Genomic DNA, 16,866 nt, shown 5'->3' on the forward strand with positions numbered 1-16,866 from the left:
AAATGATGTTAAGTGACTACCAAGAACTTAGAGACCTCGTTTCTAAATTTGCAGACAGTGAAGTTGCACCACTTGCTGCTTCTATTGATAAGAATGAAAAGATTCCAACTGAGCTTGTTGGTAAGCTTGGTGAAAATGGTTTCCTAGGTTCATATGTTCCAGAAGAGTATGGTGGAGCAGGTATGGACTACGTTTCATATTCAATTATCGTTGAAGAGATCTCTCGCGCCTGTGCTTCAACTGGTGTTTTAATTTCAGCTCACACATCTCTTTGTGTTTACCCGATTTTAAACTTTGGTAATGAAGAGCAAAAGAAAAAATATCTTCCAAAACTTGCTTCAGGTGAGCATATTGGTTGTTTCTGTCTATCTGAACCAAACGCTGGGACAGATGCAGGTTCATTAACAACTTATGCAGAAGATAAAGGTGATTACTATGAAATCACTGGAACTAAGAACTTTATTACAAATGGTAAAGAAGCAAATATTGCAGTTGTTTTTGCAAAAACTTCAAAGACAGATAACTACAAAGGAATCTCTGCATTCATCGTTGAGTGTGACTCGGAAGGTTTCGAAGTTATGAAATGTGAAGAAAAGCTTGGGATCAAAGGGTCTTCTACAGCTCAAATTGCATTCGACAAAGTAAGAGTTCCAAAAGAGAATTTACTTGGTGAATATGAAAAAGGTTTCAAAATTGCCATGAATACTCTTGATGGTGGACGTATTGGTATTGCTGCTCAAGCCCTAGGTATTGGTGAAGCTGCTTTCCGTTATGCTAAGCACTACTCAAATGAAAGAGTTCAGTTTGGAAAGCCTCTACATGCTCTTCAAGCAATTCAGTTTAAACTTGCTGATATGAGTACAAAGCTTGCTGCATCTCGTCTTCTGATTTGGGAAGCATCTCGCAGAAAAGATAATGGTGAAGAATACTCACTACAATCAGCTCAAGCTAAGCTTTTTGCTGCTGAATCTGCAATGTGGATTACAACTCAAGCAATTCAAGTTTGTGGTGGTAATGGTTATACAAAAGAGTATCCGGTTGAGAGATTCTTCCGTGATGCTAAAATTACAGAAATTTATGAAGGGACTTCAGAGATTCAAAGAGTGGTTATCGCTGCTAATGAGCTTAAGAGCTTAAAGTAGATAGTTGTTCAATTGAAAGAGAAGTGATACGGTTTTAACTTGTTATGTTAAAGAAAATCTTGGAGAAAGTAGGCATGGCCAAAAAAACTACTAAGAAGAAAACAGCTAAAAAAGCTGCGAAGAAAGTTGCAAAAAAGACAACTAAGAAAACTACTAAAAAAGCAGCTCCAAAAACAGCTAAAAAGACTGCAAAAAAAGTAGCTAAGAAAGCAGCAAAGAAAGTTACGAAAAAGACAGCTAAAAAAGCTGCAAAGAAAGTAACTAAGAAAGCGGCCAAAAAAGTAGCCAAAAAAACAACTAAGAAAGCTGCCCCAAAAACAGCAAAGAAAGTAGCTAAGAAAGTTACAAAAAAGGCAGCTAAGAAAGTGACTAAGAAAGTAGCCAAGAAAACAACAAAAGCTGCAGCAAAGAAAGTAGCAAAGAAAGCGACTAAAGCACCTGCTAAGAAAGTTGCAAAGAAAACAACTAAAAAAGCTGCTGCAAAAACAACTGCTAAGAAAGCAACGACGAAACCAACTAAAGCAAAAGCTAAGAAGGAAGAGATTGTTGAAGAAGTAGTTGAAGTAGAAGAAGTTGTTGAGCTTCAGCCTGAACTTTTTGAAGAAGAAGTTGAAGAAGTCGAAGAGGTTGAGGAAAAAGTTGTTCCTGAAGAAGAGGAAGAAGAAGTTGTTATTAAAAAGACTCCACTTCCATCGACAGAAGAAGAGAAGGTAGAAGAAGTATTTAGACTTGCTGAAACTTTAGACTACTTCCTTGGTGATACAGACGAGTGTTTAGCAAAGGGATGTGATAACCCTGCAACAACAGCTGGTTTCTGTCGTCTTCACTATATTGGGTATTGGAAAGAGATCAAAAACAAAATCTCAATTCTTGAAGAGGGAATGCTTCAGAAATACGTAAAAGAGATTATTGGTAAATATCCTGTAAAAGTAATCGATGAGGTCTTAAAAGATCTTAGTGATGATAAGTCATTCGTTGATGTTCTTCGTGAGATGGATATCGAAGCGGATGAAAGCTTTGACGAAGTTGATGATATTGATGCAGAAGACGATCAAGATATCGCTTTCGAAACTAAGTCATCTGTTAAAGCTATTATGGATGAGGAGTAGCGTCATTGTTTGCCCACAGGCAAACTATTGGACGCTACGCCAGCTCCCCAATCTTTAGCTAAAAAAATATTTCAACAAGCCGGGTTCAAGCCCGGCTTTGTTGTCTCAGGAGAAATGGGAAAGATGTCGCAAAAAAAGCGACACTTTCACGAAGTGAAAGTTAGCATACAATCTTTCTTACATGACCGAAACACGCGAGCTACGCTCTTTGTTTCTTAGGTCACATTCATCTCTGCTTCAAAACTGCCCTTTGGGGCACTTTTGCCGCAGGATGTGTCTCAGGAGAAAAAAAACTTTGCACTTAGCGACACTTTTACGAAGTGAAAGTTAGCAACAATCCCCATTTAAATTGGAAGTAGGGTACAGCGCAGTGCTTACGTAAAAGTCTGCTGGAACCTAAACTACTCACCCTTAAATAAACTTAAAAGATAAGTGTTAATGTCACCAACATCAAGTGTGGCATCATCATTTGAAGATTCAGAATAATCCATACCAGTTGATGCAAACTTTTCATTAAGCTCATCAGCAGAGTAGCCAATTGAGCCTAGGTCAACTCCCATCTCTTGATACTTTTCACGATTTTCTTCTGACAGAATTGAGTTCTTCATTTCCATGGCAAGTGCACGAGTGTTTCGTTGAGTGTCTTCGTTCTCATCACCACTTCGAATTTCAAGGTATGAAGAAACAATATTATTGAAGTGAACGAGCTTTGAGAAATTCTCCGCTCTCTTTTGCGTTTTTTCAGCAAGTGCTGCTATTGTCTCAAGGTCTTCGATTTCGCTAAATTCATCACCCTTTGTTGTATGCTTCTTTATTTCATCACTTAGTGACTGAAGGATAGCATCTTTCTTCGCTTCGTAGCGCTTGGCGATTTGATCCTTTACACCTTGTACTGTAGCAAGATTCTTTGCTTCATCTTCAGTGTAACCTTCTTCAATTAATAGCTTTGCAACTTCTTCTGGATTATCTTCGATATCCTTAAGTTTTTGTAGTGTGACTTCTTCTTGAACCTTAAGCTCTCCAAGTAAGGAGTATTGTTCTTCTCTATTTGACGAAAGGAATTTCTGACAAGCTTCGCCGTCAACAATTTGGCCGTCTTTGTAGCATTCTTCCATTGCTGCGATTTCTTCTTTTTGACCTTTGGCCATTGCTTCCATCGCATCCCCTGAAGAAATTGTTGTGAGAGCATCAATACTCTCGTCAGAGTTCTCTCTTGAGTCGTACATTTTTACGTTTGATAAACTGTCTGCGCCTTGCAGTTTTTCAAACTTCTTTGCGATTCCATCAGTTGTCGTAATACTCTGTCTTGCTAACTCAATATATTGAATAACATTACACGCTCTAGGGTATGAGTAGCGAACGAGGGAATCACACTTATCAACTTTTTCATCACTATCATTACCTGGAACATGTCTAGCACATTCATTGACGATATCTGCACGAACGACCTTGCGCCCACCTTGAGCGTTACTTGGGTCGGGGCTGAAGACTTTGAATTCACCTCCGGCCGCACCTGCGTAGCAGACAGCATTAATATTTCCAATACAAGCTTCCCAATTACTGGCCGATTTAAGAACTTGTTTTTGCTCACCTGTGTTTGGGTCTGTTTTAACAACTGTTTGATTAAGGCCTGCAAGATTTTCATTTTTGATTCTTTCTCTTTCTGCTTCATCTTCAGAGATAAGAGGGTAGCCATAGTTCTTTGATTCGATACAGTAGCTTGTGGCCGCTGAGATAATATTCTTACCTAATTGTGTTTTGTATAATTCAAAGAAAGTTTTTTGGCTGGCAATTTTATCAAACTTACCTTTTGTACTATCAAATTCCCCGTAGAGTGCCTTTTCTAGTTTTTCGATAAGAAATTGTTTTAAGGTTTCAAGTCCCTTAGATGTTCCTTTCGTTGTATCCATCGTTGTGCGGTAACGGCCAGATCCTTTCTTACCACTTTGCTTTTCAACTAATTTGTTGATTTGTTTAAGGGTTCCCTCATCGGCCTGAATTCTTCCCCAAAGACAATTACCAAGATCAACTCCACTGAAGGTGTTCTTTTCAGATTCCAATCGATAGCATTCAGAGTACATATCTTGAACACCTGGTACACTCATGGCACTTTCAAACATTGGGTTTTGACTTGTTAGAACTTGAAGGTAGCGTGCCTCCGCATTATCGTTGCTATTTTTGGCAACGGCACTAAGGCTTAAGCTAGTAAGAATAAATAGGGTTTTTAACCTCATAACCATATTATACTACTCGGTTATTTAGGCAGATAACTTTAATTCAATTTGATTTAATTTAATGTGATTTTAGTGGTTTAGGAGGAGGTGAGAGGAGAGGTTGTTGCAAAGAAATTGAGGACTTAACCGTCCTCACCAATTGCTTCAACTGGGCATGCCTCAAGAGCTGACATACATTCTTCAAGTTCTGCATCGTTTGAAGGTTGAAGTTTTACGAAGGCGTGTCCTTCATCGTCATTCATTTCAAAGAAGCGAGGGGCCTCCATAACGCAAGCATCACAGGCGATGCATTGGTCATCAACATAGAATTTTCCATCTACATTTTGATCAAATTTTGCGCTTTTGTCGGCCATCTCACTTCTCCAAATTATTTAAAATTACTGTGGTAATTGTGCGTATTTATTTTGCTTGAAAGTATATTCTTTACCTAACTTATCTAGCAGAGTTTTTAGAGTTTGTTGAGCACTAATATTAGTAAGTGAATTTACATCATAACCCTTTGAATCTGTTGACTTAGCAGGTGTCGTTGCAACAATTGTTGTTTGTGTTGCATCTTCAAAAGTAAATAGACCTGAGTCTTTTGTGAAAACTTCAGCAACTTGTTTTTCATCAAGTTCACCTGTTGGCCCAGCACCTTCAAGTTTATTGATATTGATTTCTTTAATACCAAGTCCGTACTTCTTTTCAAGTGCACTTAGTGCTTTTGAGTTTGAAGCAGCTTTTTGTACTTCTGTGATTGCTTTCTTCATTAGAGGAGCAACATCTTTTTCTTTTTGAAGAATTTCTTTTGCAATATCTTTTTGGTGATCCGCTAGTTTTGCTGTAACAGCTTCTTTGCGATCTTCAGCGTAGATAATGTGGTAACCATAAGAAGTTTTAACTGGCTGAGAGATTTCACCTTTCTTAAGTGTGAAAGTTGCTTTTTCAAACTCTGGAACCATTTGACCACGCTTAACCCAATTAAGGTCTCCACCGTTGGCCTTACCTTGTGGTTCTTGCGTGTACTTCTTTGCAAGTGCTACGAAGTTCTTCTTATTAACTTCTTTTCTAATTTTATTTGCTTCTTTTAGTGCATCTGCTTCATTACCATTTTCAAAAGTAATTAAGATATGTCTTGTTTTTACTTCTTCTTGTTGGCTTAGTAGTGGAAGTTTGTCTTTAAATAGAGACTCAACTTTTGCCTTGTTAGCTTCTTCCTTTAAGAACTCAGTGATATCTGAAGAAGAGATTGTTACAAGCTTTCTAACGTTTGCATTTTTGATTGTGATAATCTTTGCATTTCTCTTTTCATTATATAATTTGTTCAGTTCTTCAGTAAGTGCCTTTGAAACAGGTACATGTTGAACAATATTTTGAAGTTTTCTTTGTGCAATTCTTTCTTTTGTTTCTTCTTCATAATTTTCTGGAGTGAATTTATTGTATGAAAGAAGAGTCTTGTACTTATTGATGTCGAATTGCTTATTAGTTTGAAAGTATGAAGTATTTTTAATGTCGTTAATTACTTCATCTTTTGAAACAAGAACACCAAGGTCTTCAGCAAGAACAACTCTTAGTTTTTGGAATACTAAATTTCTGATCGCGTTGTCGTAAACTTTGTACTGGCTCATTTGTTGAGAAGTAAGAGGTTGTCCTCCACCAATAAACTTAGAGTAAAAATCTGATTGTCTTTGAACTTCCATATTGAAGTCACGTACTTTGATATCATGACCGGCAACACTACCAATTGAGTCTGGTGTACCTGTGTTGAAGAAAGGGCCTGAAACCATGAATGAAATAACGATAATTCCGATGAAAAGAGTCAGGAATATCTGCGATGATTTTTTCTGAAAATTAGATGACATTTTACCACTCCATGTAATTTTAATTTTCGTTATTATCACTTAAATATGCTACTCCGTAAAGAATATTGGCAGTTTAAATAATCCTGTGTACTCTTTTAATATAAAAAAAAATAGCAACTTAGGATTAGAATGAAGCTAATTGCATCGGAAGGATCTCGAACCAAATTAATCATTAACCTAGTTGTCCTATCACTTGCATTTTACGGCGTGTCAAAGCGTAAGGCCCCTTATAAAGAAGCCTCTATTTTTGAAAATGTTATGATGGACACCTTGGCCCCTCTTCAAAGAGGTATTTCAAATGCATACAAGAATGTTGCATCATTCTTTGAAGACTATATGCTCAATGTTAATGCGTCGAAAGAAAATGTCTCTCTTAAAGAACAAATTGGTTCTCTTAAGCAAGAGGTCTTTGCGTTAAAGCAATTAGAGCAAGAAAATCAACGTCTGCGTCAAATCTTAAATTTTGGTAAAAAAATCAAACACGAGATGATTTCTGCCCAAGTCGTTGCATGGGATTCATCAAGTGACTTCAGAGTTATTCGTATCGATAAAGGTTTTAAAGATGGGATCAAGTTGCAATCAACAGTTGTCACTTCTGATGGGATTGTTGGTTACGTTTATCGTCTCACAGATCACTTTGCAGATATTTTAACAATTCTTGATCCAAGTAACCGCGTTGATGTCATTGTAAATCGCACTCGCTCATACGGTATCTTAGAAGGGTATTCTGGTTGGCGAACTGTGATGAAATATGTGGTTCGTACAGACCCTGTTCGTCTAAATGATTTAGTTATTACTTCCGGTCTTGGAAATATTTATCCGCGCGGAATTCCGGTAGGGATTATCACAAAGATTGAAAGAGAGAGTTATGGGATTACTCAACACCTTGAGGTAACTCCTACTGTCGACTTTTCAAAACTAGAAGAAGTTGCTGTTCTTGTTCCTTCTGAGGATCAAGATAAGAAGCGAGTGGAGTGGGAAGCTCTAGAGAATAATGCCCAACAAGGAGATGGGAGATGATTAAGTCTTCAGATATCCCAATTCGATTACTGATTACTGTATTAATCCTTATTGTATTAGAAGTTCTGGCCAGTGCGTTCTTACCGCTATTTGGCCTTAACAAATATATGATTCCATTTAATGTACTTCTTGTTCTGTATATTGGTTTTAAATTAGAGACTCCATACCTTGCAATTATCATTTTAATTCTTCAGTTAACGCACTCTCTATTCTCTATTGAAGGATGGGAGTATGGAACGATTTCAGGAATTCTGATTTGTATTGTTATTGGTTACTTAAGAGACCTTCTACATTTTACAAGTAGCTTTATTACAATGCTTACAGTTTTTCTCTTCCAAGTACTTTGGTTTTTAATTAGTTCATCATTACTTTACTTAAAGTTTGATAGCTTCGATTATATTGTACAGAAATTTTGGCGCTTTATTCCTGAGAGTATTATCTTATCTTTATTAGCTCCAATTTTCTTCTCACTACTTGATAAGGTATGGAGAACGAAGAGTGAAGGCCTCATGGGGAATAATGTCTAATGTTTGCTGAAGAAGAAGTAGTTCGGTCCCATAAGACTAGGGCCGACATTCTATTTACATTAATCACACTTGCATTCGCGGTTATTTTAATACGTTTATGGTACTTACAGATTTACCAAGGTGATCTTCTGTATCAATACTCAATTCAAAACCGACTAAGAAAAGAAACGGTTAAGGCCCCTAGGGGAATGATTTTTTCTCGTAATAATCAACTACTAGTTGATAACGTTCCTCGCTTCGACTTAGTTATCATTCCTCAATATCTTGATAATAGAAAAGAGACGATTAAAAAGCTTTCTAAGATTCTTGATATGAGTGAGAAAGAAATTCATTCGACTTTAAAAAAGTATCGTGGACAAGCACGCTATCGTCCTGTTCGTATTAAGAAGAATATCTCTAATAAAGAAGTTGCAATTATTGAGACTGAGAACGAAAAGCTTCCAGGTGTTCAGGTTGAAACATTTATTTCACGTGAATATCGAGACAAGGAAGTAGGCTCTCACTTATTAGGGTATATTGGTGAGATTTCTCAAAACCAGCTTCCACGCTATCGCAAAAGAGATAATATCGACTATAAGCTTGGAGATTTTATCGGACAAGCTGGTGTCGAGGAAAGATTTGATCGCGATCTACGTGGAGAAGATGGTTATCAAATTATGGAAGTTGATGCCAGAGGACGTATGCGTCGTTCAATTGGTACAAGTAATATTCTTGCCGGAATTGAAAATAAAAAGGCGACGCCTGGAAATAACTTAAGGCTGACTATTGATCGTGATATGCAGAAGACGGCCTATAAGTCTCTCGAGGGTAAAGTTGGTGGTGTTGTTGCCGTGGACGTTAGAAATGGTGAAGTTCTTACGATGGTTTCACGTCCTTCTTTCGATCCAGGACAATTCTCAAAAGGTCTAACTTCAGAGTATTGGAACTCTCTCATTAATAATCCTGATCGTCCTCTTCGAGATCGTACGATTCAAGATCACTATGCACCAGGTTCAACATTTAAAGTCTTTACAGCAATTGCTGCTTTAGAAGAAGGCATTATTAAGGCCAAAGATGAAGTTATGTGTGGCCCTCGCTTTCGCCTAGGCCGTCGTACATATAATGACTGGAAAAGATCAGGTCACGGAATTACTGACTTATATAAATCTTTAAGAAGATCTGTAGACGTTTATTACTACAAGATTGCGGTTGAGCTTGATATTGATATTCTTGCAAAATACTCGAGAATGTTTGGCCTTGGTGAAAAAACTGGAATTGCTCTCCCTCGTGAAACAACGGGATTAATTCCAACTCGTGAGTGGAAAGAAAAACGCTTCGGTGAGAAGTGGCAAGACGGTGAAACTGTAAGTTGTGTAATCGGTCAGTCTTATATGTTAACGACACCTCTTCAGTTAGCTGTTTCATATGCGGCCATTGCTAATGGTGGGAAAGTCTATAAACCACAAATCGTTAGAGAAGTTTTTAATAATAAAGGTGATATTATTAAAAGCTTTAAAGAAGATCTTGTTCAAACGGCCAAAGTTAGTGAACAAACTCTAATTGATGTAAGGCAAGGACTTTATGAAGTTGCTAACCATCCAAGAGGTACCGGTTGGTGGGTAAGAGGTACTGGTGTTAAGATGGCCGGTAAGTCTGGAACGTCACAAGTTATTTCAATGAGTACAACTGAGCTTTTCTCTCGTTGTGCTGATAAGCCATATAATCAAAGACACCACGGTTTATTTGTTGCCTTTGCTCCTTATGAGAATCCACGTGTTGCAGTTGCGGCCGTTGTTGAACACGGTTGTTCAGGTTCAGGTGCTGCAGGGCCTATTGTTCGTAATGTCCTGACAACATATATGAAAAAGTATATGCCTGATCTTCATAAGATTTACGCTAAGGAAGATCGTAAGATTATGTCTGATTTCTTTGCTGATAGAAGAAAGAAGAGACAAGAAGCTGAAAGGCTAAAAGCTGAAAAAGAAAAAAAGAATGAAGAGTCTGACGGTGATGATGAAGGTCAAACGGAAGATTAAAAAGTGAGAGCTTAATGGATTTATCTAATATTAAAGAATTTTTTAAAAGGTATGATTTTTCGTTCTTTCTTTTAAGTACGGTTATCTTTTTCTTTGGAATTCTAAATCTCTATTCGGCAACTCACGCATCTGCTTCGACTGCGCATGCTAATTTATTTAAGGTGCAGATCGGTTGGTATGCTCTTTCAATTGTAATTGCTTTTGTTATTAGCTTTATTAACCCTCAAAACCTCTATCGCTTTGCTTGGCCTATCTACCTATTCAATATCGTTTTACTCATCTTAGTAATTGTTCTTGGTCATAAAGGGATGGGGGCAAGACGTTGGCTAATGATTGGGCCTATTAGGTTTCAGCCCTCAGAGTTAATGAAGATCTCAGTGATCTTCGTCTTAGCAAGATACTTTAGAAATTATGCTCCAGATAATGAATTAGGACTAAAAGACTTAATTAAGCCTGCCATCCTAGCTTTTATCCCAACGATTTTGATTATCGTTCAACCAGACTTAGGAACAGGGCTTCTAATCCTTCTGATCTTCTTTACAATGGTATTTTTCAGAAAACTAAAGTGGAAGACTCTTCTTATTCTCGCTCTTGTGGGCCTTGTGAGTGGGGGAGTGATGTATCAGTTTGGTCTAAAAGAATATCAACGAAATCGTATTAGAACATTCATCAATCCGACAGCTGATGCAAAGGGAACTGGATACAATGCCATTCAATCAAAAATTGCAATCGGTTCGGGAAAGATTTTTGGTAAGGGATTAAGAAAGTCATCTCAGGCTTCTCTTAACTATCTTCCAGAAAATCACACTGACTTTGTTTTCTCAATTTATAACGAAGAACATGGCTTCTTTGGGGCCATCCTTCTCATCGGACTCTATCTCTTTTTATTCTTCCGATTTGTCTGGCTTTCCGTTAACGTCAGCCGAATATTTGAGTCCGTCACAATTATTGGAGTTATGAGTATTTTCTTCTGGCACACCTTTATCAATATGGGGATGGTAATGGGACTACTTCCTGTTGTAGGGCTGCCTCTACCTCTAATGTCCTATGGGGGTTCATCTCTTTTAACCTTTGGGGTTTGTATAGGGGTCGCGACTTCAATTTCGAACACGAGGCGCTTCTTTTAAAAAGGGGAGTTTTGGCATCGATAATGCATCAATATAGGTAATACACCTTAATATGGAGCAAATATGCCAAAAAAGATGATCAAACTTTTAACACTTGTCTTATTACTATCCGCACCACAGGCTTTTGGGGCCGGCTTTGGTAGTGAATTCGAGTTATTCGATCGTCTAAAGGAAGATATGTGGAATCTAGGGTTAGATTTTGAATATGTGCATACTGCTGATCTTAAATTACCAAATACTGACGCCATTCACGAAGGTGGAGAGATGGAGCAGGGACAGTTACTTGTGAAATCAGTGCCTTATGAACTGATTCATCGTTTTGAGCGCTCATTTTAAGATTTGATTAAAATAGTACTAATATTTGACTATGTCTTTTTACTCTCGCTACAATAATCGTGTTAGTGAGGTATGCAATGAAGAACGTATCTGCAATTGGAAGTTTACTGAAGAAGATCTATCGTATCTACAGTAATCACATTCTTAGTTATCTACAAGAGAAAGGCTTTACAGACTTAAGGCCGAGCTTTCTTGAAATTCTTATTTATATTTGTGAAAACGAAGGCCCAACAATCAAAGAGATTGGTTCTGCTTGCGGCCTAAAGAAGCAAACAATGACGAGCCACTTAAATGAGTTACAAAAACGTGGCTATATCATTCGTAAATCTTCTGAAGTTGATAAGCGTGAACAACGCGTTTATTTAACTGAGTACGGTGAGAAGTTTAAGTTCTCTCTCTTTGATGTTCTTGAGTTAATTGAAGGAAATTATTCGAGAAGAATTGGAGAGGTTGAGCTTGAAAGAATTCAATCAACTCTAGAGAATATGCACAACAAATTAAATAATGTTGAAAGGCATACATTAGAGTCGAGGATTCAACTCAACCTATCACTCGATTTTTAATAAATAGTTTAAGCTACTTTTACAACAACAGAACCTTGTGTTGCTGGCCAAAACTTGTAGCCACCTGAAACGTTATTCACGTTAAAGAAGCCTTTCTTTACCAGCTTTTCACACGCTTGAATTGACTTAAGTCCATCTTCGCTAATAACTAAGATTGGCGTTGTCTTATTTGTGATCTCAACATAGCGATGATCGAGATCTTCATAAGGAATATGAATTGCACCCTCAAGCTTAACAGGCTTTTCATAATCCTTTGGAGTGATATCTAAAATAATATAATCCATGTCCTTATCTTCATAGACATCAAATGCCTTACGAGGAGATAGGTCATTATATGGGAGCCCCATTAAAATCATATTATCATCAATGAATTCACCGTTCTTTACGCGAATTAAATGATTTCTTTGAAGTGAAACAGAGAAGTCGACTTTTTCGTCAATCTTTGCAAGGTTGCGCTCAATATTAGTTAGTCTAGTATTGATAAAATCAAGCATTTGAAAATATTTTAAATCCACGAAATTCCTCCTCGTTCAAATTCCATATCGGCTAAACAAGAGGAGCAATGAGAAAACGGGTCTCTAATTAGAAGAGCGGGTAAAAATTTCCGTAATAAATATTCCCAGTGATAACCGTTGTTAAGAAGCATGAAGTGAAAAGAATAGCACCTTCATAAATTCCATAACCGAGTTCTACACTTAGGTTTGCATCGTCAGTATCGTCTTTCTTAATTTGTAGATCGTCTTGAATTGAGAAGACCAAAATAAGACCCTTTCTAATAATAGGGATGATGATAATTGAAAGTAGGATCTTTAGAATCACTTGAATTGTATACCACTTAATATCTTGAAGAGAGTGATCAAGAGAAGAAGAGATAATCGTACAAAGTCCTAAGATGAATCCCATGTATGAAATTGCAACAGCTAGGCTTTTTTGAACAAGAAGCCTGTTAAAAGAGAGTTTTGAAATAATTTGAAAAGTCTTAGAGCAGAATCCTATGAGAACAACGGCAAAAAGCCATAGGAATAGCGTCATAATCAGAGAGCTATTTGATACCTTAATAACTGTTTTTAAGATATAGGCCAACGAGATTGAGTGAGAAAAACATATAATAGCGTAGGCGTAATTTTTTCGACGTAAGATTTCATCAGCATATTCAAAATTGTAGAGAACAATACTTTCTAAGATATAGAGTGAAGCGAGGTAGAGAGCGATAACCATTATCGACTCTAAGAAAAGTTGACCTAGTGCAAAGTACATCCCATCAGAAACATTGATGACAATATTTGAATAGATAATTCCAATACCAATAATTCGTCCAAAGAGGTGGATCGTGTCAGTTGAGTTTTTCGATGGAGAGAATTTTTTTAAAATTTGGTGCTTGATTGATGGAAAGAGAATTAAATGAGCTTGCTTATATATATAAATAATAAAGCAAATAATTAGTGCAAAAATAATTCGAATAATTAATTTATCGTATAACTCATTCATTCTTTTGTTCCCACTTAGGTAAACTCGTATATTTCTTCAATATGTCTTTTAGTGTTGTTTTGTTTTCGCTCTTCTTCTTAAATGCGTAGTGTGCTGTCGTTACAGAACCTTTTGTTCCGAACTCATTATTTAGGCCATAGAATGGAGAGTTTGCCTTTTCAAGAACAATCATTCTACGATAGAAGTCATAAGTTGGGGTGAAGTCTCCCCAGTGGAAAAGCTGAGGAAAATTCTTGTATGTTCGGTGAAAACGCCAAACCTTCTGTCCTGAATCCGAAGTTCTCCAAGTTCCATAAGCAGGTGAGCCAATATAAATTGAGCCAGGAGGCATAGGAACTGTTGAGCTTACATCATTTTCATATCTTCTAAATAGAGACATTCCAATATTTGCTTGGTTCTCAAGAAAGAACTCTCGAGAAATTCTTACATTAATTCTTTGTGGTGCCTTAAAGGCATGAATGATTTGATAGCGGTGATGGTAAGTTTTAATGAGGGCACCTGTTGAAAACTCTCTTTCAAGAATAACTGAAATAGGTGAGCCCTTAAAAATATTTGCGTATGCATTTGCATTTGGAACAAAGATTGTTCTCTTCTCAGATGGAGAAAAACTCTTCGATATACCGAGGTAAAGCAAAATTAATAGCACATAAAGTGAAAACTTATTCATATCTATTTATTATAGACGACCTTGACGAGCCTAGTCCAAAGAATCAAAGATTAATTTGAAGAAATAATTTTATTAATTTCTGCTAAATTCTCTTTGCTTAGTTTTTCCATATCACAATGAAGTCTATTAATAGCATGGGACTTCGAAAATTTGTGGAATAGGTCAGTTGCTTCGTTAATATCGAAGTACTCTGTTTTACCACCCATTTTTGAATTCCTTACAACTTTCATCGTGTATTGCCCCTTGTTCTTTGGCCTATCTGCTGCGTAGTACTTAGATAGACGTCCAGTTGAAGAAGAGCGAATCACTTCCATATTGATAGACTCTAAGTAGGCTTGAACCTTCTCAAGAGTTGCCAATTGTGAAGAGTTGAAAGATTCAAAAATCTTTTCTGGCGTTTGATTATTAACAATCGCCTTTGCATATGGATTATTTGAGTGTCTTAAGATCTTCATAAGATGATAATCATCGTGCTCAATATATTTTTCAATATCGGCCGGGATTAAGTACTCATATGGAGATGTTTTAAAATAACGTTGTAAAAGTTTTTCAAGGCAAACTGCACGATAGTGGAAGTAAACCATGATGAACATGTGGTAGCGACTTAGCAGGAAATCATCGAAAGTGATGACAGCTCTCTCAGAGATTCCTAATGTAGCTTTTCCGTCAATAATTGCAGCTTCAAGATTATCAAGTAGCCAATCAAGATCGTAAGAACCGTAGCTCACCCCGCAGAAGTAGCTATCTCTTAGAAGGTAGTCCATGCGGTCACAGTCAAGTTCACTTGAAACAAGTTGATGAAGAAGAGGGAAGTAGCTAATACCATCAATCTTAAAATAGTCATGATCGTTAGTTTCACCACGAATAAGATCCGCGATATACTTTCTTTCAACACCAAAAGTTTTTTCAACTTCTTTTAAACTGTGTGCAAGAGAGCTATCTGCAATGGCCTTGATCGTGTAGTCTTCATGAGTTGCTTGGCGATCACTTGTTAGGTCACGACCTAGAAGATATTCTTGAGGAATTTTTAGATCCTTAAGCTTTGGCATCACTACTTCAGTTGAGTGACTTAGTGGAGCGTGCCCAATATCGTGTAAAAGACAAGCTAGCTTAAAAGTTTCTTTAATTCTTAAGTGCTCTTTTGTGATGATTTGATTTTTAAAAAGACGATCAAATGCCATCTCTCCAACTTTCATCACACCAATAGAGTGAATGAGACGAGTATGAGTCGCACCAGGAAAAATATATTCAGAGAAACCTAGTTGTTTAATATTGCGAAGACGTTGAAAAAAGTCTGCACGAATAATTGGTTCTTCTTCTTTTAAGATGTGAATTGATCCGTGGACCGGGTCTCTTACTTCCATTGAATAACTTCCTCAAAAAATTATTTAAGCTTATCCTTATTTTGAACTAACCAGTTGATGATATCTTGTGATTCAAACATTGGCTTATCGTCAATATAGAGACAAGGAACTGTACGTCTTCCTGTAGTATTAATATGCCTTTCTAGGGCCGATGTGTCATTCATTATATCGCAATAAGTTAAATTAATCCCTAGCTGTTCAATAACGTCCATAACTCGATGGCAAAATGGGCAACCTGTATAGTAAAAAAATTCTAATTTCATAATATCGTTCCAAATAGAAAAAGCGGCAAAAGCCGCTTTTTCGTTATTTATATTTTATCTCAATAGATTTTAGTAAAAATCATCCTCATCTTCATTTTCATCAGACTTATCAAGACCAAGTGCATATCTTTCGTCTTCATCAAGATCATCTGTTGATACTTCTTCTTCTGGAGAATCAAATGCATCATTGTATCCCCATCCAAAGCTCATATCATCTTTTTCATCTTGTTCATCGTCAGGGTTATATTCTTCTTGAAGATTTGGTCCTGGCTCACTGTAGTTTTCTGCAGCTTCTAGTCCAACGCTATCTTCGCTTTCTTCAATTGTTTCAAGCTTAGTTTCTTCGGCCACTGCAAGCTTGTCTTCAAGCTCATATTCTTTTAGTGAGTCAGCTAGTTGAGAATCAAGAGCGTCCTTGTGTTTCTCTTTATACATTGCAATTGCTTCTTCACGAGAAAGACCTGATGTTGAGTCTTTTTTACTTGTAGCTTTCTTTGCTGCTTTTGGAGCTGCTTTTTTTGCTACTTTCTTTGTCGTTTTTTTAGCTACTTTCTTTGCTGCTTTCTTTGTGGCTTTTTTGGCCACTTTCTTTGCAGTTTTCTTTGTCGCTTTTTTAGCTACTTTCTTTGCAGTTTTCTTTGCTACTTTTTTAGTCGCTTTCTTTGCTGTTTTCTTTGCCACTTTTTTAGCTACTTTCTTTGCAGTTTTCTTTGCCGCTTTTTTAGCTACTTTCTTAGTCGCTTTCTTTGCTGCTTTTTTAGCAACTTTCTTAGTCGCTTTCTTTGCTGCTTTTTTAGCAACTTTCTTAGTCGCTTTCTTTGCCGCTTTTTTAGCTACTTTCTTAGTCGCTTTCTTTGCTGCTTTTTTTGCAACTTTCTTAGTCGCTTTCTTTGCTGCTTTTTTTGCAACTTTCTTTGTTGCTTTCTTTGCAGTTTTCTTTGCCACTTTTTTAGCTACTTTCTTTGCAGTTTTTTTCTTTGTTACTTTCTTTGCCGCTTTCTTAGCAACTTTCTTAGTTGCTTTCTTTGCAGTTTTTTTGGCAGTCTTCTTGGCTACTTTTTTCTTTGCCATATATACCTCGCGAAAAAGTTATAAATACGTCCCTAGTATATAAAAGATCGTTAAAATTTCGCAAGCTCTTTTTTGTTTATAATGGCCCATTACAGGCCA

At 36.9% G+C, this 16,866-nt stretch carries 17 protein-coding genes; 8 read left to right on the forward strand and 9 right to left on the reverse strand.

From position 1 onward, the window contains the following. The first annotated feature begins 2 nt into the window (after positions 1-2). Positions 3-1,142: an acyl-CoA dehydrogenase gene (locus tag ABMA79_RS06520; RefSeq protein ID WP_392858529.1), complete on the forward strand. Its 1,140-nt coding sequence runs from the start codon at positions 3-5 to the stop codon at positions 1,140-1,142. 74 nt (positions 1,143-1,216) lie between these two features. Beyond that, positions 1,217-2,251, forward strand: coding sequence for a hypothetical protein (locus tag ABMA79_RS06525; protein WP_393091154.1), 1,035 nt, complete (start codon positions 1,217-1,219; stop codon positions 2,249-2,251). Between the two features lie 401 nt (positions 2,252-2,652). Here the strand turns inward: ABMA79_RS06525 and ABMA79_RS06530 are convergent, their stop codons facing one another. The 3 genes from ABMA79_RS06530 to ABMA79_RS06540 all read right to left on the reverse strand — a co-directional run bounded on the left by ABMA79_RS06530 (position 2,653) and on the right by ABMA79_RS06540 (position 6,326). Beyond that, on the reverse strand, positions 2,653-4,485 hold the full coding sequence (locus tag ABMA79_RS06530; RefSeq protein WP_393091157.1) for a hypothetical protein: 1,833 nt from the start codon (positions 4,483-4,485) through the stop codon (positions 2,653-2,655). A gap of 122 nt (positions 4,486-4,607) precedes the next feature. After that, on the reverse strand, positions 4,608-4,838 hold the full coding sequence (locus ABMA79_RS06535; RefSeq protein ID WP_021268351.1) for a ferredoxin: 231 nt from the start codon (positions 4,836-4,838) through the stop codon (positions 4,608-4,610). Positions 4,839-4,862: 24 nt separating this feature from the next. Beyond that, positions 4,863-6,326 carry a SurA N-terminal domain-containing protein gene (locus tag ABMA79_RS06540; RefSeq protein ID WP_393057256.1) on the reverse strand — a complete coding sequence of 488 codons (1,464 nt, stop codon included), beginning with the start codon at positions 6,324-6,326 and terminating at the stop codon, positions 4,863-4,865. A gap of 129 nt (positions 6,327-6,455) precedes the next feature. On the opposite strand from ABMA79_RS06540, the gene mreC reads away from it, so the two are divergent. The 6 genes from mreC (at position 6,456) to ABMA79_RS06570 (ending at position 11,914) form a co-directional block, all read left to right on the forward strand. Beyond that, a complete protein-coding gene (mreC, locus tag ABMA79_RS06545) occupies positions 6,456-7,346 on the forward strand; it encodes a rod shape-determining protein MreC (protein WP_392858539.1) in 891 nt (296 codons plus the stop codon). After that, positions 7,343-7,873 carry a hypothetical protein gene (locus tag ABMA79_RS06550; RefSeq protein ID WP_021268664.1) on the forward strand — a complete coding sequence of 177 codons (531 nt, stop codon included), beginning with the start codon at positions 7,343-7,345 and terminating at the stop codon, positions 7,871-7,873. The genes mreC and ABMA79_RS06550 overlap by 4 nt, the downstream gene beginning before the upstream one ends. After that, on the forward strand, positions 7,873-9,888 hold the full coding sequence (gene mrdA / locus ABMA79_RS06555; RefSeq protein WP_392858541.1) for a penicillin-binding protein 2: 2,016 nt from the start codon (positions 7,873-7,875) through the stop codon (positions 9,886-9,888). Before ABMA79_RS06550 ends, mrdA begins: the two co-directional genes overlap by 1 nt. Before the next feature lie 14 nt (positions 9,889-9,902). Next, positions 9,903-11,015 carry a rod shape-determining protein RodA gene (gene rodA / locus ABMA79_RS06560; RefSeq protein WP_392858542.1) on the forward strand — a complete coding sequence of 371 codons (1,113 nt, stop codon included), beginning with the start codon at positions 9,903-9,905 and terminating at the stop codon, positions 11,013-11,015. A gap of 63 nt (positions 11,016-11,078) precedes the next feature. After that, positions 11,079-11,351, forward strand: coding sequence for a hypothetical protein (locus ABMA79_RS06565; RefSeq protein WP_392858544.1), 273 nt, complete (start codon positions 11,079-11,081; stop codon positions 11,349-11,351). A 77-nt stretch (positions 11,352-11,428) separates the two neighbouring features. Continuing rightward, the gene (locus ABMA79_RS06570; RefSeq protein WP_392858546.1) at positions 11,429-11,914 is read left to right on the forward strand and encodes a MarR family winged helix-turn-helix transcriptional regulator; all 486 of its coding nucleotides are present in this window, start codon (positions 11,429-11,431) and stop codon (positions 11,912-11,914) included. Positions 11,915-11,922: 8 nt separating this feature from the next. Here ABMA79_RS06570 and ABMA79_RS06575 read toward each other — a convergent pair whose 3' ends face one another. The 6 genes from ABMA79_RS06575 to ABMA79_RS06600 form a co-directional block, all read right to left on the reverse strand. After that, positions 11,923-12,429 carry a rhodanese-like domain-containing protein gene (locus ABMA79_RS06575; RefSeq protein WP_392858547.1) on the reverse strand — a complete coding sequence of 169 codons (507 nt, stop codon included), beginning with the start codon at positions 12,427-12,429 and terminating at the stop codon, positions 11,923-11,925. Positions 12,430-12,496: 67 nt separating this feature from the next. After that, positions 12,497-13,402, reverse strand: a complete 906-nt coding sequence (locus ABMA79_RS06580) for a hypothetical protein (RefSeq protein WP_392858549.1) — start codon at positions 13,400-13,402, stop codon at positions 12,497-12,499. Then, a complete protein-coding gene (locus ABMA79_RS06585; protein ID WP_392858550.1) occupies positions 13,395-14,069 on the reverse strand; it encodes a hypothetical protein in 675 nt (224 codons plus the stop codon). The genes ABMA79_RS06580 and ABMA79_RS06585 overlap by 8 nt, the downstream gene beginning before the upstream one ends. Before the next feature lie 50 nt (positions 14,070-14,119). Beyond that, a complete protein-coding gene (locus ABMA79_RS06590; RefSeq protein WP_392858553.1) occupies positions 14,120-15,433 on the reverse strand; it encodes an HD domain-containing protein in 1,314 nt (437 codons plus the stop codon). A gap of 20 nt (positions 15,434-15,453) precedes the next feature. Continuing rightward, positions 15,454-15,696, reverse strand: coding sequence for a glutaredoxin family protein (locus tag ABMA79_RS06595; protein ID WP_392858554.1), 243 nt, complete (start codon positions 15,694-15,696; stop codon positions 15,454-15,456). 69 nt (positions 15,697-15,765) lie between these two features. Continuing rightward, positions 15,766-16,767, reverse strand: coding sequence for a histone protein (locus ABMA79_RS06600; RefSeq protein ID WP_393091159.1), 1,002 nt, complete (start codon positions 16,765-16,767; stop codon positions 15,766-15,768). Positions 16,768-16,866: the final 99 nt, after the last annotated feature.

Source organism: Halobacteriovorax sp. HFRX-2_2 (assembly GCF_043196705.1).
Taxonomy (GTDB): Bacteria; Bdellovibrionota; Bacteriovoracia; order Bacteriovoracales; family Bacteriovoracaceae; genus Halobacteriovorax_A.